This is a genomic window from Prevotella melaninogenica, from assembly GCF_003609775.1.
GTDB classification, from domain to species: domain Bacteria; phylum Bacteroidota; class Bacteroidia; order Bacteroidales; family Bacteroidaceae; genus Prevotella; species Prevotella melaninogenica_A.
Genome location: NZ_AP018049.1, coordinates 575594 through 601337 on the forward strand (window position 1 = coordinate 575594; position 25744 = coordinate 601337).

Consider the following 25744-nt stretch of genomic DNA (forward strand, 5'->3'; position numbering starts at 1 on the left):
AACACAAGAAAATAATCGACGAGAGAATAGTTCTTAATCCTTAAAACCTTTTGAACATAGATTGATAAGAAATTAATGGATATAAATATTAAATATATACATTATGCAATGTTATAAAAATAATTTTCTTATCTTTGCAATTCAAATTCTAATAGTATAAAACGATGAATAGAAGAAATACACTACTTTTCCTCTTTACGCTGGTATTTAGCCTCGTGGCTATGGCACAGCAGAATCCTGTTCATTTTTCTGTACAACAGAAGCAGGTTTCCCCAACAGAGGTAGAGGTTGTCTTCACAGCGAAGATCGACCAGGGATGGCACGTATATTCAACTAATCTTCCAGCTGATGGTCCTACATCTGCTTCTTTGCATGTAGACAAAGTGGAGGGGTTAACACCAGTTGGTAAACTCACAACACGTGGTAAAGAGTTGAATGTTTACGATAAGACTTTTGAGATGAAACTACGTTATTTCGAGAATAGCGTTGGTTTCGTTCAGCGTTACAAGATAACTGCCAAGACTTATAGTATAAAGGGTTATTTGGAATATGGTGCTTGTAACGATGAAATGTGTTTGCCACCAACACAGGTAGAATTCAATTTCAAAGGTAATGGACCTGCTTCCGCTCCCGCAGCAACACCAACAGCTGCCAATGCAGAAACGGAAAAAACAACGACAGCTGCTACTGATGTAGCAGCTGATGGTTTATCTGCACTTACCGCAATGACTGCAGATACAGCAAAGAAGGCTGATGTGTTGCCTGTCGATACAGCAGGACCATTAAAGCAAGAAAATGCACAAGTAAATGCAGATGTTAACTTGTGGCAACCTGTTATCAAAGAGTTGTCAGCCTTCAATAGCACCAAGGATAGCACTAATAGCTCTCTTTGGAGTATTTTCTTTATGGGTGTTCTTGGTGGTTTCATTGCTTTGCTCACCCCTTGTGTGTGGCCTATTATCCCAATGACGGTAAGTTTCTTCCTCAAAAGAGCAAAGGATGACCGTAAGAAGGGTATACGTGATGCGGTGTCATACGGCTTGTCAATCATCGTTATCTATATGGCTTTGGCAACGCTTGTCACATGGGCATTCGGTCCGCAGAAGTTGAATGAGCTGGCAACGGATGCTAAATTCAATGTCTTCTTCTTCCTTTTGCTTATTGTTTTTGCGTTCAGCTTCTTCGGATGGTTCGAACTTCGCTTACCATCTTCTTGGGGCAACGCTGTCGACAACAAGGCTTCTGCGACAACTGGTTTGCTTTCTATCTTCCTTATGGCATTCACCTTGTCATTGGTAAGCTTCTCTTGTACTGCTCCTGTCGTAGGTCTTCTCCTTGTTCAGGCAGCGACAAGTGGAGACTGGGTAGCTCCTGCAGTGGGTATGTTTGGTTTTGCTTTGGCTCTTGCCTTGCCATTTACCTTCTTTGCTCTCTTCCCAACTTTGCTTAAGAAGGCCCCAAAGTCAGGTTCATGGATGAACATGATTAAGGTCGTGTTGGGTTTCATCGAGTTAGCATTCTCACTGAAGTTCTTGTCAGTAGCCGACCTCGCATACGGCTGGCATATTCTTGATCGTGAGACATTCCTCTCTATTTGGATTGTACTCTTCGGTCTCTTGGGTCTTTACCTCATTGGTAAACTTAAGTTTCCACATGATGATCCAGACCAGAAGGCTATGCCTGTACCTGCTATCATGCTTGGTCTTTGTTCATTGGCATTCTCTGTTTATATGCTTCCAGGACTCTGGGGTGCTCCTTGTAAGGCAGTTAGTGCGTTTGCACCACCTATTAATACACAGGATTTTAACCTTGCTCCACAGACGGTGCACGCTACTTATACAGATTATGATGAGGGTATGCGCGCAGCTGCAGCAGCAGGAAAGCCTGTCTTAGTTGACTTTACAGGCTTCGGATGTGTGAACTGTCGTAAGATGGAGGCATCTGTATGGACTGATTCACGAGTAGCAGATAAGTTGAATAAGGACTATGTTCTCATCTCACTTTATGTAGATGATAAGACTCCATTGAAGCAGCCTGTTGAGGTGAAACTCCCAGATGGAACTTCACGTACACTGCGTACTATCGGTGATAAGTGGAGCTACTTGGAGCAGACTAAGTTCGGTTATCTTGCTCAGCCATTCTATGTGCCATTGGATAATGCGGGTAAACCATTGAATGGTAGCTTTAGCTTTAAGGAGGATGTACCTGCTTATCTTGAGTTCCTTGATAAGGGATTGGAGAATTATCGTGCACAACAGCAGTAAAATAATAATGAGATAATGTCGCTCTTGGCTGTCTTTAGATAGTTAAAAGTCGAATAGTTATATATCCAATAAAGGGGTTGTATCAAAGAAACTGTTAATAGTTTCAATTTGATACAACCCTTTTCTTTTTTGTAATTGAATGGCTTTTGGTTCGCAATTTTGCTTTTGTGTTATCTAATAAATGCTTTCTAAACGAGTTAATCATACATGTCCTTTATAAATAATAACAACTATAATGAACGGTTCAATCCATTTTTTCTTGGTGTATTGGTGATTAGCTCCCATCGTGTTAATGGTCCGCACCAATGGTGTTAAGCCTTAGCACCATTGGTGCGGAGGGTAAAATGCGTTTCAAAACATAGTGGAGATGTGTGTAAACTGATGTAAGTATTTTGCTATATGACTCTTCTGAAAGTAACAAATGTTTGTTTTGATGAAATTTAGATTTTAGAAATAGGATGCTTTTGTCTATGGTATGTGAATGTTGGTATATATTAAGTGTGTGTTTATATTTGATAGAATAGCTTTGAAAGCATAAAAGTGAAAAAGTAAAAGAAAATCTTATATGATTCTGACATTTGGTTCAAAGTTTACTAACAATTAGTAAAGAAAATAGCATTAAAACGTATATTTCACTATCAAAAATCAATAATAATGGTAGTTTTTCTTTATTTTTAATAATAAAATCGCTTGGATTTTTATTTTTTTTCGTACTTTTGCAGAATAATATATAAATAGGTATTGTCTACCTGTGAAGGTGACTATCTCAATAGTATTAATAGTTATAAAGAAATCTTTTCTTCTCTCTGAACAATTATTAACGTAAGGGTTTTCGAGTTTAAAAGGATTGTATTTTCAAGTAACAAATTCATAATTTTAGAGAACGATGCAGAAGATTAAATTCCTCCAGCGCGTAATATGCGTTCTACTTCTGAACCTTTTATGCTTTGGACCATTAAGTCTCCCCATGTCAGCGCAAGAGCTGAATGGTGCAAAAGTAACTCTCTCTATGCACGATGCCACAGTAGAGGATTTCGCTAATGAGGTTGCTAAGCAGACAGGATTGAATGTAAAGTTTGCAGATGAAGATGTGAAGGCACTAAAAGGTGTAACCCTTGACGTGCGTGATCAGTCTGTTTCAAGTTTGTTGTTAAACTTGGCAAACCAGTTCCCACTTTCATACACAGTTGAGGGTAATACCCTGACGCTTGCAAAGAAGGAAGCTGTACAGCGTAAAGGCGGCGTTCGTGGTCAGGTTACTGATAGTAGCGGTGAGCCTATCATCGGTGCGGTTATCCGTGTGGATGGCGTAAATGGTGGTTATGTGACCGATATCAATGGTGAATATGAGATTAAAACCGATCTTAAAGAGGTACACATGAATGTGTCATATATCGGTTATAAGACTGTTACGAAGACTGTAAAGAATGGTGCTACAGCTAATATTACTTTGCGTGAAGACTCAAAGGAAATGCAGGAAGTCGTTGTAACGGGTTATCAGACTAAGAATAAGAATTCGTTTACAGGTTCTCAGGTTGCTGTAACACGTGATCAGTTGATGAACGTGGGTACAAAGAATGTACTGCAGAGTATTTCAAGCTTCGTTCCTGGTATGGTTATCGCAGATGATAACCTCAAAGGTTCTGACCCTAATAAGGTGGCAGAACTCAATATCCGTGGTCGTGCAACTTTTGAAGGTCAGGCTAACACACCTGTCTATGTTGTAGATGGTGCACAGGTAAGTGCTGAGTATGTTGCCGATATGGATATGAATGATATCGAGACTGTTACTGTATTGAAGGATGCTTCTGCGTCTGCTCTTTATGGTGCGAAGGCTTCTGCCGGTGTTATCGTTATCACGACAAAGACATTGAAGGGTGGTAAGTTGAAGCTGAATTATAGTGGAACAGTACGTTTGTCAACACCTGATTTGTCTGACTATAACTTGTTGAATGCAAGTCAGAAACTTGAATATGAGCGTCTTGCAGGCTTGTTTACTGACACAAGTCCAGCAACTCAATATACACTTGACAAGGATTATGCACGTATATATAATGATGTTCAGAGAGGTGTTGAGACTGACTGGCTGTCTAAGCCACTGCATAATGCCATCTCTCAGTCACATAGTTTGAGTGTAGATGGTGGTGACGACCGTGCAAAGTATAACCTCGGTATTCGTTATGGTAATGACGCTGGTGTTATGAAGGGTTCTGATCGTACCCGTCTTTCAACTAATTTCCGTCTCTCTTACAATATTGCAGGTAAGTTCTTTGTGTCAAATAGTTCGACACTTTCGTCTGTAACAAGTAACGTGTCACCTTATGGTGATTTCTCTGATTGGGTTAAGATGAATCCTTATGAGAATCCATATAACTCTGACGGACAGTTGCGTTCTTCACTCTATCATGACTTGGCGAATCCATTGTATGATGCTTCGTTGGGTAGTTATAGTAAGTCAAATAACTTCGACTTCCTTAATACGACCAGCGTACAGTTGTGGTTTGGTGAGAAGATTCGTTTGGATGGAGACTTTACTGTAAACCGTAGCAAGCAGGATAGACGTACTTTTACATCTCCTTTTGCTTACAGTGAGATTCGTAATAAGTCGGCTGACCAGCGTGGTTCATTGACAGATAATTGGGTGAATAGCACAACATTGCAGGGTAAGGCTATGTTGTCATATAACAACTACTTCTTTAAGAAGCTCTTCCTTACAGCAATGGGAGGTGGTAGTATTGAGTCTACATCATCAGATGCAGCTACTTATACCTCAATAGGCTTCTATTCTGATAAGCTCGGACACCCAGCTTTCGCCACATCGTACGCTGCTACGCGTCCAAGTGGCTCTGATACACAGACAAGAGGTGTAGGTTTCTTTGTTAATGCCAATACAATTTGGGATAATAAGTACTTCCTTGACCTTATCTATCGTTATGAGGGTTCATCTCGTTTCGGTAAGAATCAGCGCTTTGCTCCTTTCTGGAGTGTCGGTGGTGGTTGGAATGTTCACAACGAGAAGTTCATGAAGGGAACACCAGTTTCGCTTTTGAAGCTTCGTGCCAGCGTAGGTTACTTGGGTAACATCAACTTTAACCCATATCAGGCATTGACCACTTATAGCTATAACAGTTCTTACTTCTATGGTAAGGGTACTGGTGCTACACCAATTACTATTGGTAACCCAGACTTGAAGTGGGAGCGTACGTTGAGTACCAATATCGGTGTTGACTTCACTGCTTTCCGTGGACGTGTAGACCTCTCGGCTGATTATTATATCAAGAATACTGATAACCTGCTCTTGGATATTACCAAGGCTCCATCAGTAGGTGTGACAACTTCACGTGAGAACATTGGTGAGGTACAGAACTCAGGTTTTGAGCTTCGTCTGCGTACTTTCCCAATTCAGAACAAGGATTGGCAGTGGTCACTCGGTCTTACCTACGCTTATAACAAGAATAAGATCAAGAAGATCAGTAATTCTCTGCGTGAACAAAACGAGAAGAACAAGTCTGATAATGGCGTTGCACCACTTCCTATCTATGAAGAGGGTCAGTCTTTGACAGCCTTGAAGGTTGTTCCTTCTGCTGGTATCGACCCAGTAACTGGTCAGGAAATATTCATTAAGCGTGATGGTACTTATACCTTCGTGTACGATTCAAATGATAAGGTAATCTTCGGTGATACCAATCCTTTAGGTACGGGTTCTATCACCTCATACCTTACTTATAAGCGTTTTGCGTTGAGTTGTTCGTTCTTGTACTCTTTCGGAGGTTCTCTCTATAACGAGACATTAGCAACAAAGGTTGAGGGATCAAACCCTAAGTACAATGCTGATGAGCGTGTATTGAATGACAGATGGAAGACTCCAGGCACTGTTGCGAAGTATAAGCGTATTGATGATACAACAACTCCATATCAGACATCACGTTTCGTAGAGAAGAATAACTTCCTGCGTATGAGCAGTCTGTCACTCTCTTATGAGGTTCCTACAACCTTTATTCAGAAGTACGGATTGAAACGTATGTTCTTGGAACTTCTTACCAATGACCTCTTCTACCTGTCAACAGCGAAGAGAGAGCGTGGTTTGAACTATCCATACGACAGAAGTTTTGAATTCTCATTACGTTTCTCACTCTAAAACTAAATAGGATAACAATGAAGAAGATAACGAAATATATAGGAATATCTATGGCGCTTGCACTGCTGACATCGTGCAGCGACTTCTTGGATGTACAGTCAAAAGGACAGCTAACAGATGACGAGATGTTTACTGACCTTACTGGTTATGAGGATGCTATGTTTGGTATCTATGGTAAGTTGGCTTCATCAAATCTCTATGGTAGTAACCTTTCATGGGGTATGGTGGATGAGTTAGGTCAGCAGTTCGGTTATGACAACACACAAGATGTTAGTTATTATCTTAACCGCTATCAATATACCAATCAGCAAGCACGTAACATCGTGGATGCTGTTTGGAACAATATGTACAACAATATCTCTAATGTCAACAATGTGTTGAAGCACATTAATGATATTAGTGCAGGTGCACAAGAACGTAAGATGATTCATGGTGAAGCCTTGGGTCTGCGTGCCTTTATGCATTTCGACCTCGCTCGCCTCTATTGTACAGACTATACGCGCAGTGATGCAAGCACTCTTGGTCTGCCATACGCAACAGAGTTCAATTTGAAGAACCGCCCACGTTACACCTTGCAGGCAACATTCAACCTTATTCTTAAGGACTTGAATCAGGCTGATTCATTGTTGACTGATGACAATGATGTTACATACGATAATACTTTCGTACGTGATTACAGTAAGGGTCGTGTGATACTTTTCAACAAGTATGCTGTAAAGGCGACCAAAGCTCGTGTCTACTACGCTATGGGTAAGTATACAGAAGCTGCACAGTATGCTCGTGAAGTCATCAATGCAACACAGAATTTTAAGCTGAATACAAGTACATCACTTGATTCTGTGATGCGTTTCCCTGCAAGTAAGGAGATGATTTTCGGTGTTTATGCTGCCGACCGTTCAATGTCAATTCGTACAGCGTTCTTGCGCTCTACTGGTTTTGGATCGTTTGTTGAGGGTCGCCGTGATACACGTAGTCTCTATGAGACCGACCTCTTTACAGCACTTAGCTCTGACCTCCGTTTTACCTCTTTCTTTAGAGAGAATACGTCAGGTTCAACCTCATCTTTCAGCTTTATCCGTTTGATTCAGAATGATGCTGAGGCTACAAGAGGTGTATTGAAAGGCTTTGTGTTAATCAGTTTGCCAGAGATGTATTACATCTTGAGCGAAAGTCTTTATGACTCAAATCAGACAGAGGCAATCAATCTGCTCAATCAGGTAAGAAAGAGTAGGGGATTGGGTGATGTTGATGCAACTAAGGTGGCTACACGTTCTCTCTTCGAGCAGGAGATGATGCGTGAACGTATGCGTGAGTTCCCTGGTATGGGACAGACATTCTATGCGTTGAAGCACTACAACCGTAGTTTCACAGACTTCAGAAATATTGACACGTATCAGCCTTCTGATGCTATCTTCAACCTCCCTTGGCCAGAGAGAGAGAAGGAGTATGGTGATCAGGCGGTACACAACGAATAGTTCATATCAAAGAGTCAGTTTGGTTTAGCACTGCTAAATGACAAGAACAAGACAACTTGTAGAAAGCGTTCAGCATAGCTAAATCACTGACTTGAATGTATAAAAGAAGAGTTATAAACATAAAAACGAATATTGTAATCCGATAATACTTAAAAAGTATAGGCTTTTAAATGGGCTGATTAATATGCAGCACCATTGGTGCTAAGCAAGAGCACCATGTGTGTTAGGCCTTAGCACCACCCGTGTTCGACCTTAACACATCGGTAAAACATAGAAAGTTCAGTTTCTTATAAGCCTATATGGTAAGAGAAGAAAGGCTAACCTACATGGGAGATGCTTATCGGATAACACTAAAAAACAAATGATTATGTATAAATCAATCATAAACTTCTTCGCTATCGGTGTCGTTGCACTGTCGTTGACAGCGTGTTCAAACGATGAATACAAAGGCGAATATTCAAAGGATGGTACTTATGAAGGAGGAAATCAGGTTTATTTCGACCTCACAAATGCTTCTGACACATTATATAACTATTCGTTCGGAACACAGCCAGTCAGCGTGACTACTGAAACTGTTACAGTAAAGGTAAAACTTGCTGGAGTAAGAAAGTCACAGGATCAGCATTATAAGGTTGTTGTTGATCCAAGCAGTACTGCGAAGTCTGGTGTACATTATGAGGCAATCAATAGTGATCAAGTAATCCCAGCTGATAGCCTTGCATCAAGTTTTCGTGTAGTACTCTTACGTCAGAATCTTAGTGATACAAGGAACGATAGTATTCGACTTGTTTTGCGTTTAGAGGCAACTGACGACCTTGGTGTTCGTTTCCCTAATGCAATTAAGAGAACGATTACGTTTGACAACGTACTTGAGAAGCCTTATTGGTGGGATAATCCTACGTTGCAGGCTATGGGTCTTCCAGCTTATACACCAGCTAAGTTCCGTTATCTCTTAAGTTTGTATAACTCAGATTTAAGTGAACTTGAGTCAGCAATACGTAACAACAGAAAGTGGACACAGCTCTATCGAAATATTCAGAAGCTGAAAGCTTACTTTGCTGCTAATCCAGAGTAGTCAGGTTCATAGGCATAACCATTAATATAATTGCACGAATTATGGTAAAGAAATATTTATATATCTTAGCTGCTACAGCTCTTACCTTCTCTTCTTGTATTAAGGATGATTCAACAGAAGGAGGCGATGGAGTATCTGTAATCAGTTTGCAGACACCTTTGAACAGCAGCTACACGCTCAATCAGGGTGATACATTGAAGATTACTCCAACAGTATTGCAGAGCAATGGAAAGCAGAAGCTCACTTACGAATGGGAGATTAATCATAAGTTGGTTTCAAGTGATACTGCACTTGTTTATCCTATTCAGAGTTCTGGTACCTATGCTGGACGTCTTCGTCTAAGCAATGGTCAAAATATTCAGATTTATGAGTTCAATGTGAATGTTGAGTATGCTTATACAAAGGGTGTTTATCTCTTGGCTGAAAACAACAGCAAGGCTATCCTTTCATACGTACCAACAGAGGATGTTGATAAGAGCTTCCACCTTGACGTATTGGCTCCAAACAACCCTAACATTAACTTTGGAACACCTTGCTCAATGGCATGGAATAAGACTATCGGTGGTCAGGCAAATAATGTTCTCATTATTGCAGCAGGCAATCCATCAACACTTTATCAGCTTGATGGCTATGAGATGTTGTCACTCTTCCAGACTCCAGTTGGTGAGAAGGTGATACAGGTAGAGGCTAACTCTGATCCAGGTTCACCAAAGACAATGGCTATCACAAAGAATAACTTGTATTCATTGGGTCTGAACACAACCAACTTGATTTCACAGACTTCACGTTTCACAAGTTCTACTGGTGGTTCAGTTACATTTGCAAACTGCATGACTCCATGGTGGAGAGATGACCTCTTCTATGCACATGGCGATGCTTACTTTGACAATGCACGTGGTTCTTTGTTGGCAATGGCTATTGAGAATACATCTGTTCCAGCAGAAATCTTGAAGGGAACCTTCACTGGTGATACATTGGTAGGTATGGGTAGTGTTAACAAGCAGCGTAACCTTGCTTTGATTACTAATCAGACAAGCACTGGTATGTTCTACTTTACATATATCTTCCCAGGCTATTACTCTTCAACAGCAGATAAGAGAATTGCAGCTAATGTACTTTATCGTGTTGCAATGCCTTCTACCTCAGGTATCGCTAACGGTTCTGTAGTACGCTCTGCTCGCAGCAAGAACATTGTTTATTACACCAATGGCAATGCTGTCTATGCACATAACGTACTTGCAAATAGTAACTTCCCAACTGCAGCACTGTTCACAGTGGGTAACAGTTCTGAGACAATTGTCGATATGGCTTTCTCAGATGATGATAATCTCATTTATGTTGCTACAAATGATGCTTCGGCTTCTATGCCAGGTAGTCTTTACTGTTATGATACACAGACTAACTCACTGCGCTGGTCTAAGCAGAATATTACAGGACGCATTGTGAAGGCATTATTCAGAAATAAATAACTTACAAATGATAAGAATGAATTTCTCATTTAAGAACTCTGTACTTGGAGGGGCATTATTGCTCCTCCTTGTATTGCAAAGTACTGTTGCAAAAGCTGATGATGACAAGTCAAAGTCTAAACCAAAGAAGGAGACGAAGTATGACCGCCTCTTCAAGGATAGAAAGACAGAGACAGCACGCAGTATGTTTATTACTGTTCATAAGCTTGACAACAAGATTTATTTTGAGTTGCCACGTACTTTGTTGAAGAAGCAAATGATGCTTGGTGGAGCGATTACCTCAACAACCGACGCATCTACAGTTACTGTTGGTTCAACAAGTTCTAATCCTGTGTTGTTCTATTTTGACATACAGGATAGCTCTGTGGTGATGAAGACTCCAAACAATGTTCTTTTCAAGGAGAATGCAAACTCTGCTGACCTTGATGCGGCATTGGCTCTGAACTATCGTGATGGTATTTGGCAGGGCTTTAACATTATGGCTTATAACAACGACAGCTCTGCAGTTGTCTTTGATGTAACCTCTTTGATGGGTAAGCCAAATAACCTCATTTCTGTTATGCCTACAAAGAATGGTAACTATAGCATCAAGGCTACTCCAAAGTCTGAACTTTCGTTCATTCGCGGCATAAAGAGTTTTGATACAAACGTTATTGTTAATAATGACTTCACTTATGGTGTGTCTACTTCTTTGATGTCTATGCCTATCGGTGGCGAGCGTCCTACAACTGTTGGTGTTAGTTATAGCGTAGCGCTTGTGTCAGAGTCTGCAATGCGTCCACGTATTATGGACTCACGCATCGGTGTGAATTATTCTGCTCGTTTGGGTATACCACAGGAGGGAACTGGTACAAAGCGTATCTTCTTCTCTCATCGTTGGAACCTTGTACCAAAGGATAAGAAGGCTTATGCAAAGGGTAAGTTGACTCAGCCTGCTAATCCAATCCGTTTCTATTTGGATGATACCTTCCCTGAGGCATGGAAACAGCCAATCCGTGAGGGTGTTCTTGAGTGGAACAAGGCTTTTGAAAAGATAGGTTTTAAGAATGCTATTGAAGTAGTTGACTTCCCACAGAAGCAGGGCGATTTTGACCCAGACAACATTCAGTATTCTTGTATTCGCTATATACCAAGTGGTTCTTCATCTGCTCCAAAGAGTGATATCCATGTCAATCCTAATACAGGTGAGATTGTGGCAGCTTCTATGTTCATCTATTCTGATGTAGAGAAGTTGTTACATAAGTGGCGTTTGATTGAAACAGGTGCTGTTGACCCATCAGTACGTAGCAATCGTTTGTCAGCTGCTAAGTTTGCTGAGGGCTTGAAGATGTTGGTTACAAAGGAAACTGGTAGTATGTTAGGACTCTTGGATAACCTTGGTGCTTCAGCTACTTATTCTACTGACTCTTTGCGTAATGCGCGTTTTACCACAACAATGGGACTTGCTCCTTCTGTTATGGATGACGTTCATTATAACTATGTTGCACAGCCAACAGATAATGGTGTACGCCTTGCTCCAACAGGACTTGGTATGTACGACTACTTTACAATTGATTGGAACTATCGTTACTTTGATACTGACAATGTTTCAATCAATGAGGAAAAGAATACACTTGAGGCATTTGTTGACAAGAAGGTAACAAACCCACGTCTTCGTTATTATGCTGAGCGCAATGCTAAGTGGGACCCACGCCTTGTAGCTGGTGCACTTGGTAACGATATGATTGCGAGTGCAAACCTTGCAAATAAGAACTATACTATTGTTGAGAACAATCTCTCTAAGTGGATTAGGAACGATGAGGACACTCGTATCAAGGAGCAATTGTATCTTCAGATCTCACAGAATCGTTACTCTTTGTTTAAGCAGGTGTTGAGTAATGTTGGTGGTATGTATCTCAACAATATGAAGATTTCAGCAGGAGTACCACAGTATCAGGTTGTTTCTAAGGATCTTCAGCGTCGTTCACTCTTGTGGTGTTTGCAGGAGGCGATGAGCTTCAAGAAGTATGCTAACCGTGACTTCGAGCGTAAGGGTTACTTGGCAGTAAGCTATTATGACCAGAGTTTGGAGTTTATGGGTTACGATTTGATGGCAGCACGTATGCGTGTAGCTATCACTTCTTACTTGAACCCAAACAGTTACACACAGAAGGAGTACTTTGATGATATGTACAATACGCTCTTTAAGAGTGTTGCTGAGATGCGCGCACCTTCTCAGGGCGAGCGTGTTTTGCAGCGTGCATTTATGAGTCAGGCACAGAGTGTTGTCTCTAAGGCTACTGGTAACGGTGGCTCAGGTGGTGGCTCTGGTTCAAGTATGGCTTTGAAGGGTGATGACCTCGGTGCTACTCCGGGCTTTGGTGACCCTTCTCAGAATCTTGCTCCAGCTGTTGATATCACCCTCGCAGACAATTCAGAGCTTTACTTCTACAACTGTCTTTTGAAGTTGAGAACTGCTTTGGAGAAGTGTTTGAAGGCTAATTTGCCACTTGAAGCGCGTACACACTACGAGATGATGCTCTTCAAAATCAATAAGACAATGGAGGTGAAGAAATGAAAAAGACTTCATTTTTATCAATGAAATCGGTTCATGTAACCATACTGGCAGTGGGATTCTTCAGTCTTTCACTGTCAGCACAGGCTTTCCCTTTCTTTAAGAAGAAGAAAAAGAAGGCTACAACCACTACCTCTGTGGTGAAGAAAGATGCCTATGAGCGTATTCTAACCGAAGAGAAGACGGATTCTGCAAAGGGACCATTTGTTTCGTTCTATAGAACAGGTGAGAAACTCCTCATGGAGTTGCCACCTTCTTCTATCGGTCGTGATATGCTTATTGGTGCAACGATTTCATCTGTATCAAGCCCACAGTTTGCAGAGGTAGGTACTCGTGCTGGTTCTGTTTCACACGTTCGTTTTGTAGAGAAAGATAGCTCTATCGTTATGCAGGCAATCAATTCAGAGTTGCTCGATGCACTACCAACGGACAAGGCAAAGCAGGCACAGGCTACGAACTATCGTAACCTTGACTTCTATAGCTTTCCTATCAAGGCAAGAAACAAGAAGACTGGTGGTATTCTTTTTGATGTTTCCTCTTTCTTCTTGAGAGAGAGCAAGTACTTCCCAGTTATCGCAAAGGTAGCTGGTCCATATCGTGTGGATGCTGACTTAAAGCCAGAGTGGATTAAGGTAACTTCTTTGAAGTCGTTTGCAAACAATGCTTGTATCTCGATGGAGCGCAACTATGTTACCAACATGAGTGGTAATAGTGGCAATGTTGCTATTAGTAATCATCCAGTTTCTGTTGGTGTACAGTTTACTTTGGCTCTCTTACCAGAGGATAAGATGATTCCTCGTCTAAGTGATACTCGTCTTGGCTACTTCCTTACACCGAAGTCTATCGTCAATGACAGTCTTATCGACCATGCAAGCTTTATCAATCGTTGGCGTTTAGAGCCTAAGGATCCAGCAGCTTACTTTGCTGGTCAACTTAGCGAGCCTGTAAAACCTATTGTGTTCTATATCGATAATGCGTTCCCTGAAAAGTGGAAGCCTGCGATAAGACAAGCTGTTCTAAGATGGAATAAGGCTTTCGAGCGTATCGGTTTCAAGAATGTGATGCAGGCTGTGGACTTCCCAACCAATGATCCTAATTTCGATCCAGATAACTTCTTGTATTCTACTATTCGTTATCTACCTACTGCGACAGAGAATGCAATGGGTCCTTCATGGGTTGATCCACGTACAGGTGAGATTATCACAGCGACCGTATTGGTTTATAATGACGTTGTGAATGTTATCAATAGCTGGCGATTTATTCAGACATCACAGATTGATCCTGCTGCACGTACATTGGATATGCCTGACAGTCTTTTGCTACCATCACTCGAATACATTGTGACACATGAGGTAGGACATACACTCGGCTTGATGCACAATATGGCTTCATCGGCTGCAATCCCAACTGATTCGCTTCGTTCTGCAAGCTTTACACAGAAGTATGGTACAACAGCATCTATTATGGACTATGCTCGTTTCAACTATGTTGCACAGCCAACAGACAAGGGCGTGTCACTGACTCCTCCTGAGTTGGGTGTCTATGATAACTATGCTATCGAGTGGGGATATCGTGTTTTCCCTAACTCAAAGACTTTCCGAGATGACGTGAAGCCATTGATGGCACTCGTAGAGTCTCATGCGCACGATCCAATGTATCGTTACGTACTTCAGCAATCACGCTATCGTTATGACCCAACTGCCATTGAGGAGGACCTCGGTGACGATGCTGTGAAGTCAAGTACATACGGCCTTAAGAACCTTGAGTATATTCTCAGTCACTTCGATGAGTGGATTCCGGATGGTGCTGATGGCACCCGTAAGGCAAAACTCTATCGTCAGATTGTCTCACAGGCATACGGTTACGTTCGTAATGTTTATCCTATCATTGGCGGTATCAAACTGAATCAGAGTACTGAGTCTTCAGGCATACCTCGTTATGAGGTGATGCCTAAGGAGAAACAACGTGCTGCTGCGATGTGGTTGTTACAGGAAGCACGCAAGTTTGGCAAGCGTGGTGTTGAGAGTATCGAGAATCGTCTACCTCAGATTAACTCTCATCCTTACAAGACATTGGCAGGTGGTATTCAGGAAATGGCTCTTTCTGCAACCGCGCGTTTAGCATTGAGCTATTATGCTGACTCTACTTCTTATTCTCCATTGGAGTATTGCGAAGACACGTATAATAATGTTTGGGCTAAGACAATCGCTGGTGATGAGAATCTTGACGATGATGATATCGCCATGCAGCAACTCTATGTTGAACGTTTGAAGGCTAACATTGTTGAGGTTAGACAGGTTGGTAAGGTGCGTAGCTTGCGTGATGACATGCAGGATGTGGCTTTCCTTGGCTTTGGTGTTGGTTATGGTGAACCAGAGACGATGTGGACAGAGACCATCGACCGCACAGCTGAATATGTGTTCCACTATGCACAGAAACTGCAGAAACTACTTGAGGAGCGCATTAAGACAACGAAGGATACGACCGTTAAAGCTCAGTATGAGTTGATGTATGCACGTGTCCAGCGTTATATGAATGATTAATCTTCCGTGTTAACATACATTTCAGAGGGTATATCTTAGACGTTTGTATCTTGGATATACCCTCTTTCTTTTGCTTTTATTATTTGTTGGTTTTCAAATGATATACATTCTTGTGTAAGCATTGCTTAAGTAAGAAATTGTATTGTATCTTTTGAGTTACTTAACACTATCATTTCACACTTGCTTCTATTTCTCTTGCTCTATCTTGGGAGATACCATTTAGTTTGAGGATTTTATCTAAAAGGCGACGTTCTTTTTCTGTAATCTCTCCACCTACTATTATTTCTTTGTATTCGTTTAGATACTCTTGTTCTTCTTCTGTTAGTTGGAGTGTTGTCAAAGAATCTTCTAATTCTTTTGCTCTTTGCTCCGAGATTCCAAATTGAATACGTATTTTGTCTAAAAGTCTTCGCTCTCTAGGTGTTATATCTCCATCTGAAAGAATCTCTTTTAATTCTGTTATATATTCATCCTCTTCTACTGTTGTTATGTTAGAAGATGGTGTCTGAGATTTACTTGTGTTGTCTAAGAGTTGACTGATAGGTGCAAACTTTACTTTGATAGCTAATACAGCATTCTCTTGTTGTGCAAACTTTGATTCTTCAGTCTTATCTATTGCAATATCCATATCAGCATAAAGAGATTTTACTTCAGCCTTAATAGCAGATAACTCTTGTCCTTCTAACATTTGGCTTTTTTTTGTTTCAATTCTCTCTTCGTGTGAAGTAAGACATCCAGAAAGACGCTGTGAAACCAAACGTTGCCATGATGGTTCATTATCATACCAAACCATTCCCTCTGGTATTGTTGGTTTATTGCGAGGCTCAAAAGTTTGACGTAGGCTGACAGAACGACTAAGTTCATCTATCATGTGTCTACTACGTTCAATATGTTGATTTGCTTTTCCATCTACCCATAGAGTCTCAACTGATCCACTATTATTTACCTTAATTCTATTATTCTGATTACTATTTGTCGAGTTTAAACACTCAATAGAGATTTCGGTTGCTCCAAGACTTTGGGCAAGCATACAGAACTCTCTGATTCGATCTTCTACTAATTCTAACTGGTAATTTTCGAAAGGAATGTACTTAGTTGGAGTGAGTGGGTGACCAACATATAATTGATTTGCTATGGGATGCCCCATAGGGAAGTTTATGTTAGGTAAGTTCTGTATGTTAAGTACAGCTACATGCTCTTGGTATAAATCTACGTATTTCTTGACAGGCATAATGACTTTTCTATCATTATATGGAAAAGATAGAAAATTGTCTATATAATTTTTTTCATATAATTGGAAGTCTTTTACAGCCTTATCTTTAATTAGTAAATTGTTATCATCAGTCTGGTCGGTTGCATTTAACATTACATTTAGACAATCTTTACGGGCTTTATTGTTATTGCCTAATTCATGATGAGCACAATACAAACTATATTGTGGATAGATTATTGAATGACTAATGGATTCGACCTCACATTCCTTAATTGCAATAAGAGAATACTCAATGCTTTTTTGCCAATTTTTCATATATCCATATATGTCAGCCATCCATGAATGGAAAAGAAATTGGTATTCTTTGTGGTTTTTAATGCATTCATCGCAAAGTTCTAAAGCTTCTGGATAGTTTTTTTGTTGGATTAGTTTTTTGTGTTTCTCGTCAATAGCCTCAAAAATATCTGATGTGGTCGTAATAACACTTTCTGACATTTTCTTGAATACACGGGCTAGCAATCTACCAATACGTGCTATATGATTTTCATCAGAATTTTTTATAAAATAGCTCATATGAAGCGGTACTTCGTCTCCTTGATTTTTAAAATGTAGACATAACTCTTGGTATGTTATATCGGTAAAACTCTCCCACCCAAAATTAAATAGCTCTGGTTTATCATTATCTACGATACAATAGAAGCCTGCATCTGTGACAACAAGTCCTTGATCGCGCGAATTCCAGAAACCAGTATCTCTAATTAATAAAATGGTTTCATCCTTGCTGATACCAAAGTTAGATCGAGTAGCAGCTCTGTCTTTTTCTGATATTTTAGGATAAACAAGGCAATCACTACCATTATGTTCATCTCTCATGAATGAACATTCTCTCTTAAATAAATCAACGATACTCATAGGGCTTTATTTAAATTAGTTTGTTGTTTGTAAGTCTAATATTCTTTTGTCTTAATTAAGTAATTAGATGTCTTTATACTCTATGTATGAATAGCCTTTTTCTATATTTTTATTACCTCTAATTCTGTGGTGTTCAGGCATCCAGCCTTTTTGATATCAATACCATAAATGCGGTGGAATGCATCAATTACAGGCTGTCCTCCATTTGTGGTAACAGGATTGCTCATACTTTGTGTAATTACTTCTACTTGCATACCTGGTTCTATGCGAATACCATTTACATTTTTTGTATGCTTGGTCCTAATAATAAAATGTGCCATATCAATTTTTTGTTATTTTAGGTTGCCAATGAAGTCCTAATTTGGCTTATAGTTATTTATCTGTTTAGAAAAGCATGGACCTCTATTCTTTCTCCTCGTGTATTAGTTATTCTGAAATAATTATAGGGGAAATGAGAGGTTAGTTGTACATAATATGTAAATAGAATATCCATTTGAGGTTGTTATATTTTACATATTTGGTAGTTCTATTCTCGGTTTACGCTACTATAATTTTGCAGAATGTCTAATATAAAAGTTCATGGTAATATGCCCTTCCTAATGTTTTTAATTTCTTTGTAATGAATCGAGATTATTTAATTAATATGTAGCAAAGATAGTAATAATATTTGAAATAATTAACTAAATGAATAAAAATAAAATTTAATCCTTGTGTAGCATGTTGATTTCGGTAGTTTTTTATAATGTAGTATAAGTTTATTCTGTGATTGAACTAATGTAAATCAAAGTGTTATTTTATTTATAAAAATGCTTTTTAAAATTGTTTATTGTAATCCCCAAACATTGTGTTACAGGTTGTGTATATTCCTTTCTAACCTTTATTATATGCCTGATAGCTGTTGGGCTATGGCTTTTTGCAATCTATAACCTGCCGTTCAGGCTGTCTAACACTAGTTGTTTGTATCCATTATCATACCCATAAAGTCCTTTCTTCTCACTTTTATCCGTTGTGTTGTTGCTGCGCACATGACGTGTTAAGGCTTCGCACATATCGTGCTAAGGCTTCGCACCAATGGTGCGGAGTACTAAACAACATTTAATATCTTATTAAAGCAAAGCCAATTGGGGGTAAGTAGGGAGTTATTCAAGCACAAGTAAACTTAGCCTATTGGGTCATAGGCTAAGTTTACTTGTGCTTTTCTGCCGTCTATAATCTGTTCTTTTCAGCCTGTCCGGCACCTGTGCCCTTGTATTTGCTTCGTGAAGTATTGAACTTATAGGTGACAGTTAGAACAAATTGACGGCTGTCGTATGTACTAATCTGTTGCGTCTCCATTGACTCTGTGTAGCCAATTCCTCCTTCTTTTTGGGTATGGAATAAGTCTGTTCCACCAATGCGAAGTGCAAGTCTATCCTTTAGGAAGGATTTGGTAAGACTGATGTCGACGCTTCCTGAGTTTCGTACAATGGCTCCAATTTCAGCATCACCTCTCTTGATGTAGTATGACTCCATTGACAACAACCAACCTTTTCCAAAGTCAAAGTTGTTGTTGAAGCTGAATTGCCAGATTGGCTTGTTCAGTTTATAAGTCTTTGTACTCGTATGTAATGTGAGCCATTGCTTCTTCATTAATGCCGTGAATTCAGGTGTCCAGATACCGATTGTTGGCGAAAAAGCTAATTGAGTAGATACCGTCTTGATGCTTGGAAGATTCGTGTTGGTAAGACGTGTGATAGCTGAGTTATGGCTGTCTTGTTCGCTCCAGAAGACGATGGCGTGGCGACGGTCATTGTAAGAGATGCCAAATTGGATGAACTTCCACATAGCTCCTAAGCTTATCTCGTGGATATATTCGTGCTGAAGTAGTGGGTTACCCGACTGCATCAAGAAACGATTGGCGTATGTAACGTTATTGCTTAACTGACTATAAGAAGGGCGACGTGTCCTTGCTGCATAACTCAATTGCATCTGTAGGTCTCCTATCTGTGTAGCTGCAGAGATGCTTGGAAATAGGTTGCTGAACGAACGACTTTGATTAGCAATGTGCTGTCCGTTCTCATAATAGTTGAAGCGTACCGCCTCCCATCGCAGACCAGCTGTCAACTGACAGAATGATAGCATGTGTTTGTATTCCATGAAAGGGGCTATATTCGACTCCTTTAGCTGTGCGGATGAGCTTGGGACATAGTTTTCAGGATTGCTATACGTGTCATTGCGGTTCGTATAGGTATATTCTGCACCCACTGACAGATTACCTCCTAAAACGGGATAACCCAAGGTTAGCTTAGAAGCAATGAGCCTATTACGCTCTTGGTTGTCGGAAGTTACGGTGCGACTGACCTTGTTGCGACTTTCTTCTCGATAGGTAGTATGGTCACCTTTCTTGTTGTAAAGATAATCAGCATTGAAGTCTATATCCATCTTTCCTATCTTTCCAACATAGTAGAGATTAATGAATTGGGAAGGACGATGGGATTGCTTGCGTGTTGCAAAGGTGTTAATATGGTCGTAGAAAGTCCCGTTTGCCTTTACATCACTACTAAGAAAAACAGATTTGGGGAAGTCATGAGGGAAGTTAAGCATGTATTTGATACCGACAGAATTACTATCATTTAGCTGATAGTCTGCTCCTATAGTATTTTTGAAGATAGAATTCTTTTCGGGGACTTTTAGCGTGAAGTCCTGCTTCCAAAGAGTGTCAGCGTGAACAATTGTGGTTATTTCGCTGTGTTCGAGGCTGTTGTTAAGTGAATAGCCATGCGCACCAAAGAGTTCCAGATGCTTATGGCGGTATTTCCAGTTAAGCTGTTCTGAGAGGTCTACATTCTCCGACTGGTAGTAGGCAGAGCGTACATCGAAGCCAAAGCCGTCGCCAACAGCCTTCTTTGTGCGTATCTTTACGACTGCTCTTACTGCTGCATTATATTTGCTTCCAGGGTTGCTTATTACCTCAACGCTCTTGATATCGCTTGACTTTAGGCGTTCAAGCTCTGTCGCATCACGCATCTGACGACCGTTAATATAGATGATAGGTGTACCTTTACCAAAGACTTCATAGCCATCTTTCTTCTTCGTCAGTCCCGGGACATGTGCAAGAACATCCTCACAAGTACCGAGCTTGCTCAGTATGGTGTTTTCTATGTTCGTTTGTATGCCCTCAGTTGTCATCTTGTGTAGGGGAGCATTGCCTTTGACAACTACCTCTTTCATCATTTTTGCATCTTCTTTCAGAACGATGGTCAGGTTGTCTTGGTTGGAAAGAACCGTAGTGAAGGGTTCATGACCTACGAAGGAGGCTTTAAGGATATTACCTAATGTAACCTCCTTGAAGTTGAAACTACCATCATCAGCGGTTGTTGTACCCACAATGAAGGTAGAATCCTTGGCTGAAAGAATAATGACATTTGCGTAGGGGATAGGCTTCTTGTTTTCATCAAGTACCTTTCCTGATACGGATTGTGCATTAGCTCGAAGTCCAGTGCAGAACAGAAGGAGGATAAGTAATAGTTTTTCCATAACTCATAAAGTTAAGTGATACGAAAGGTTCAAACTCAGTTATGCTTTTGAAAAGCGATAGGTTTCTATCGCAAAGATATAAAATTATATGATTGCTAATAGAAAAAAAGGAAAAACTTTCAGCTTAATGTATCTTTTTTAGTTGTGAGGTGGTTTAGATGTGAGGTTTTATACATAAAATAATTATCGTGTTGAGCATCAGTGATGTGCGATGTTATGATGTTAGATTACTCATGGATTGGGTGTATCTTTTGTATTATACCTCTTTTATGTGTCTTTTCATAGATAATGTTTTATAATAGAAAGAGGTTTGAAAAACGTGATAAAATGAAAAAAGCCATACCAGAATCCTGTCAAAGGATTACTGATATGGCTTTATATTTATAAGTGTTTAGCTTAGAGCAGAGCGTCGAACTTCTCTTTGAGAACGTCCTTTGAAGCTGCACCAACAAACTTGTCTACCAACTGACCACCCTTAAAGAAGAGGATGGTTGGGATGTTACGTACACCGAAGTCAATGGCTACGTCATCATTCTCCTCAACATCACACTTGCCTACAACAATCTTACCATCGTACTCTTCAGCGAGTTCTGAGATGATAGGACCAATCATCTTACAAGGGCCACACCATGTTGCCCACAAATCAACTACCAATGGTAATTCACCATTCTTGTAAGTCTCTAAATTCTCGTTAGTAATTACTACTTCCATTTTTATTCTGTTTATAAGTTTATTAATATAGTCTTTTCTATCTATTTACTCATCATCAAAGATTGTGCCACTTTCGATTTAATTAATATGGAACTCCATCTTCTCATTCGATGAGATAAAGTCTATCAGCGTACGGTCGACATTAACGCCACCATTCTTACTCCGTAGCATAAGTACAGTGTTGTCAGGCGTTCGCAACTGTATGTAAAGCTGTGTGTTGCCGATGTGTTCTTCTATGACTGTTGCTAATTCCGAAACGAAGGCATCGTCTAATGCTGTCGCATCCATAGAGATGGTAAAGCGTTCCAAACGATTTTGTTTCACGTCATAGAGTTGCTCAATCTTCTGCACCTTTAGCTCTAACATGTCTGGATTATTGCGGTAACGAGGCTGACACTTAGCTGTTATATAAACGGTGTAGTTCATTTTCAAGAGGTTGTTCCATCGTGCCCAATCGTCACCAAACAATGCTAATTCGCCCGTTCCCTCAAAGTCTTCTATCGTGACAAAGCCAAAAGGCTTACCAGTCTTTTGTGAGAAGCGTTCGTTAACGGATGTGACAATACCACCAAATGTCACTTCGTCAGCTTTTGCCAATTCTGTCATATTCGCATTGCGACCAATCTTAGAGCAGCGAGTGTTACACATATTATTCAGTACAACACTGTATTCATCGAGTGGGTGGGCTGACAGATAGATACCAACAAGTTCACGCTCCTTGTTCAATTTCTCAATAGTAGGCCACTTCTCTGCCTTTGGTGCAATAGGATGGACTACATCAATAGCATCCATTCCTCCGAAGAGGGAGTTCTGTTGTTGTGCTTTTTCAGCTTGGAAAAGCTGACCATAACGGACAATGGTATCTAAGAACAAATCACCCTTTGCAGTGACTGCAAAGTATTGTTCTCGCTGTAAACCAAAGCTGTCAAAGCCGCCACTATAAGCCAAACTTTCAAATGCTTTGCGGTTCACATTACTGAGGTCGACACGCTCAGCAAAGTCATATATATCCTTATAAGGGCCATTCTCCATGCGTTCACGTACAATACTATCAGCCGCACTTGCTCCCATTCCCTTGATAGCAGAGAGTCCGAAGCGAATCTCACCATGCTTATTCACACCAAAGCCTATCTGGCTCTCGTTGACATCAGGACCAAGTGTTGCAATCTTCAGTGCCTTACATTCCTCCATCAACTTTGTGATCTCGGTAATCTGACTGAAGCGACGTGTCATCAACGCAGCCATATATTCGGCTGGATAATGCGCCTTCATGTAGGCTGTCTGATAAGCAACCCATGAGTAGCAAGTGGCATGTGACTTATTGAAAGCATAGCTGGCAAACTTCTCCCAGTCGCTCCATATCTTCTCAAGAACTTGTGGATCGTGTCCGTTCTCTTGTCCTTGCTTAATGAACTTAGGCTTCATCTTGTCAACGATAGCCTTCATCTTCTTACCCATTGCCTTACGAAGGGCATCACTCTCACCACGTGTAAAGTTGGCTAACTGGCGACTCAAGAGCATTACTTGCTCCTGATAGACCGTGATACCGTATGTGTCTTTGAGGTACTTCTCCATACATGGGATGTCGTACTTCACCAAAGAAGGATCGTGTTTACGCTTGATAAAGTCAGGAATATAGTCCATTGGTCCCGGACGATAGAGCGCATTCATGGCGATGAGGTCTTCAAACACGGTTGGATGAAGCTCTCGGAGGTACTTCTGCATACCTGCCGACTCAAACTGGAAAGTACCAACGGTTTGTCCACGTTGATAGAGTTGGTAGGTCAATTCGTCATCAATAGGAATCTTCTCAAGGTCAATCACGTCGCCAGTTGTCTGCTTAACAACCTTACAAGCTTCCTTTAATTCGGATAGAGTTTTCAGTCCGAGGAAGTCCATCTTGATAAGACCAGTAGACTCAATCACGTGACCATCATACTGGGTTACAGGTACCTTCTTCTCTGGGAAGTCTGGGTCTGTTGCTGTAGAGATAGGCACCCATTCATCAATTGGGTTACGACAGATAATGAATCCACAGGCATGGATACCCGTTCCACGCACAGTTCCCTCCAGCATCTTGGCGTATTTAATTGTGTTGCGCTCCCTTATGTCTTCACTTACCTCTGCATGCTGTAACTCAGGGGTACACTTGATGGCATTCGTTAAGTTCATCTTCATGCCGTCAGGTAAGCGCTCTGGAATCGCCTTACAAAGGGCATTAGACACGTCTAAAGGTAGTTTCTCTACGCGGGCAACGTCCTTAATGGAGTTCTTTGTAGCCATCGTAGAGTAGGTAATAATATGTGCACAGTTTTCGTGCCCATACTTATCCATGACCCACTGCAGCACTCGTCCGCGTCCGTCATCATCAAAGTCGGTATCAATATCAGGGAGATTGACACGGTCAGGGTTGAGGAAACGCTCAAAAAGTAGGTCGTACTTCAATGGGTCAATCAGCGTGATACCAAGGCAATAAGCCACAACAGAGCCTGCCGCCGAGCCACGACCAGGACCCACCATTACGCCTAATTCTTCTCTTGCCGCATTGATAAAGTCTTGTACTATAAGGAAGTAACCAGGGAAACCCATCGTTTTCATGACATGCAACTCAAAGCGGATGCGGCTGTCAACCTCATCAGATAGTGGTTCGCCATACAGCTTTTTAGCACCGTCATAGGCTAACTTTGCAAGGTAATCAGCTTCAAACTTAATACGATATATCTTCTCATAGCCACCTAAACGATCGATAACGGCTTGTCCTTCTTCAGGTGATAGCGGATTATTTCCGTTCTCGTCCGTTGTAAACTCCTTGTATATATCTTCTTCGCTGAACTTCTTTTCCCACTCTTCTTCTGTTCCAAAGTCTTCTGGAATAGGGAAGAAAGGCATGATAGGACCATGATTAATATTGTAGGTCTCTACCTTATCAAGAATCTCCAGCGTATTTGTCATTGCTTCTGGGATGTCTGAGAAAATCTCATTCATCTCTGCACGTGTTTTGAACCACTCTTGTTTTGAGTAGCGCATACGCTTTGGATCATCCAAATCTTCATTCGTTGAAAGACAGAGTAAGTGGTCATGTGCCTCGGCTGTCTCCTTGTCTTCAAAGTGACAGTCATTGGTACATACTATCTTTATACCATATTCCTGAGCAAACTTCATGAGAACTTTGTTCGCTTTCTGCTGTAAAGGATAAGCCTCACGATTTGCTACCAGACTTGGGTCTTTTACTTCATGACGTTGCAACTCAAGGTAGAAATCATCTCCAAAGACACGATGATACCACTCGCAAGCTTCTCTTGCACCCTCGATATCATCATGAATAATTTTGTTAGGAACTTCACCTGCAATACAAGCTGTACACACAATCAGTCCTTCATGATACTTCTCAAGCTGCTCACGGTCTGTACGGGGACGATAGTAATAACCATCTACCCACGCATTAGATACAAGTTTAATAAGGTTCTTGTATCCTGTGTAGTTCTTTGCCAACACGATAAGGTGGTAGCCTGAATTATCATGCATACTCTTATCCTTATCATGCATTGTGCGACGGGCTACATACATTTCGCAACCAAAGATAGGTTTGAAAGGTTCTTCGCCCTTCTCTTTCCTACCTTTATTGACCTTAGCACAATAATCAGCAAACTCTTTTATGCCGAACATCACACCGTGATCTGTAATCGCCATACCCTTCATTCCGTCTGCAATAGCCTTATCGACAAGGCGCGTTACCTTTGACTGGCCATCAAGAATAGAATAATTAGTGTGGACGTGTAAATGTACGTAATCTTCCATTGAACTTATGCGTTTTTGAGCTGTAAAGTTACTATGAAAAGCCGACATAGCAAAAGATTGAGAGTGAAAATTTGTG

12 protein-coding genes are annotated in these 25744 nt (G+C 40.7%); 7 read left to right on the top strand and 5 right to left on the bottom strand.

What is annotated here, in order from left to right; all coding sequences use genetic code 11:
• The first annotated feature begins 164 nt into the window (after nucleotides 1–164).
• From PMEL_RS02335 to PMEL_RS02365, 7 genes are all read left to right on the top strand, one after another.
• A complete protein-coding gene (locus PMEL_RS02335) occupies nucleotides 165–2264 on the top strand; it encodes a protein-disulfide reductase DsbD family protein (RefSeq protein WP_120173787.1) in 2100 nt (699 codons plus the stop codon).
• 886 nt (nucleotides 2265–3150) lie between these two features.
• Complete coding sequence (locus PMEL_RS02340; RefSeq protein WP_120173788.1) at nucleotides 3151–6402, top strand: SusC/RagA family TonB-linked outer membrane protein; 3252 nt, start codon at nucleotides 3151–3153, stop codon at nucleotides 6400–6402.
• A gap of 17 nt (nucleotides 6403–6419) precedes the next feature.
• Complete coding sequence (locus PMEL_RS02345; RefSeq protein WP_120173789.1) at nucleotides 6420–7877, top strand: RagB/SusD family nutrient uptake outer membrane protein; 1458 nt, start codon at nucleotides 6420–6422, stop codon at nucleotides 7875–7877.
• A gap of 367 nt (nucleotides 7878–8244) precedes the next feature.
• The gene (locus PMEL_RS02350; protein ID WP_120173790.1) at nucleotides 8245–8952 is read left to right on the top strand and encodes a DUF4843 domain-containing protein; all 708 of its coding nucleotides are present in this window, start codon (nucleotides 8245–8247) and stop codon (nucleotides 8950–8952) included.
• A 41-nt stretch (nucleotides 8953–8993) separates the two neighbouring features.
• The gene (locus tag PMEL_RS02355; RefSeq protein WP_120173791.1) at nucleotides 8994–10421 is read left to right on the top strand and encodes a PKD-like domain-containing protein; all 1428 of its coding nucleotides are present in this window, start codon (nucleotides 8994–8996) and stop codon (nucleotides 10419–10421) included.
• A gap of 7 nt (nucleotides 10422–10428) precedes the next feature.
• Nucleotides 10429–12978 carry a zinc-dependent metalloprotease gene (locus PMEL_RS02360; protein WP_120173792.1) on the top strand — a complete coding sequence of 850 codons (2550 nt, stop codon included), beginning with the start codon at nucleotides 10429–10431 and terminating at the stop codon, nucleotides 12976–12978.
• A 20-nt stretch (nucleotides 12979–12998) separates the two neighbouring features.
• Complete coding sequence (locus PMEL_RS02365; protein WP_120174614.1) at nucleotides 12999–15518, top strand: zinc-dependent metalloprotease; 2520 nt, start codon at nucleotides 12999–13001, stop codon at nucleotides 15516–15518.
• Nucleotides 15519–15687: 169 nt separating this feature from the next.
• Here PMEL_RS02365 and PMEL_RS02370 read toward each other — a convergent pair whose 3' ends face one another.
• From PMEL_RS02370 to dnaE, 5 genes are all read right to left on the bottom strand, one after another.
• Nucleotides 15688–17643 (bottom strand): hypothetical protein, encoded by a 1956-nt coding sequence (locus tag PMEL_RS02370; protein ID WP_120173793.1) that lies wholly within the window; start codon nucleotides 17641–17643, stop codon nucleotides 15688–15690.
• 101 nt (nucleotides 17644–17744) lie between these two features.
• A complete protein-coding gene (locus tag PMEL_RS02375) occupies nucleotides 17745–17963 on the bottom strand; it encodes a DUF6140 family protein (protein ID WP_120173794.1) in 219 nt (72 codons plus the stop codon).
• Nucleotides 17964–18849: 886 nt separating this feature from the next.
• Complete coding sequence (locus PMEL_RS02380; protein ID WP_120173795.1) at nucleotides 18850–21159, bottom strand: outer membrane beta-barrel family protein; 2310 nt, start codon at nucleotides 21157–21159, stop codon at nucleotides 18850–18852.
• Nucleotides 21160–21555: 396 nt separating this feature from the next.
• Nucleotides 21556–21870 (bottom strand): thioredoxin, encoded by a 315-nt coding sequence (gene trxA / locus PMEL_RS02385; protein WP_004360465.1) that lies wholly within the window; start codon nucleotides 21868–21870, stop codon nucleotides 21556–21558.
• A gap of 78 nt (nucleotides 21871–21948) precedes the next feature.
• Nucleotides 21949–25668 carry a DNA polymerase III subunit alpha gene (gene dnaE / locus PMEL_RS02390; protein WP_120173796.1) on the bottom strand — a complete coding sequence of 1240 codons (3720 nt, stop codon included), beginning with the start codon at nucleotides 25666–25668 and terminating at the stop codon, nucleotides 21949–21951.
• Between the last annotated feature and the right edge of the window lie 76 nt (nucleotides 25669–25744).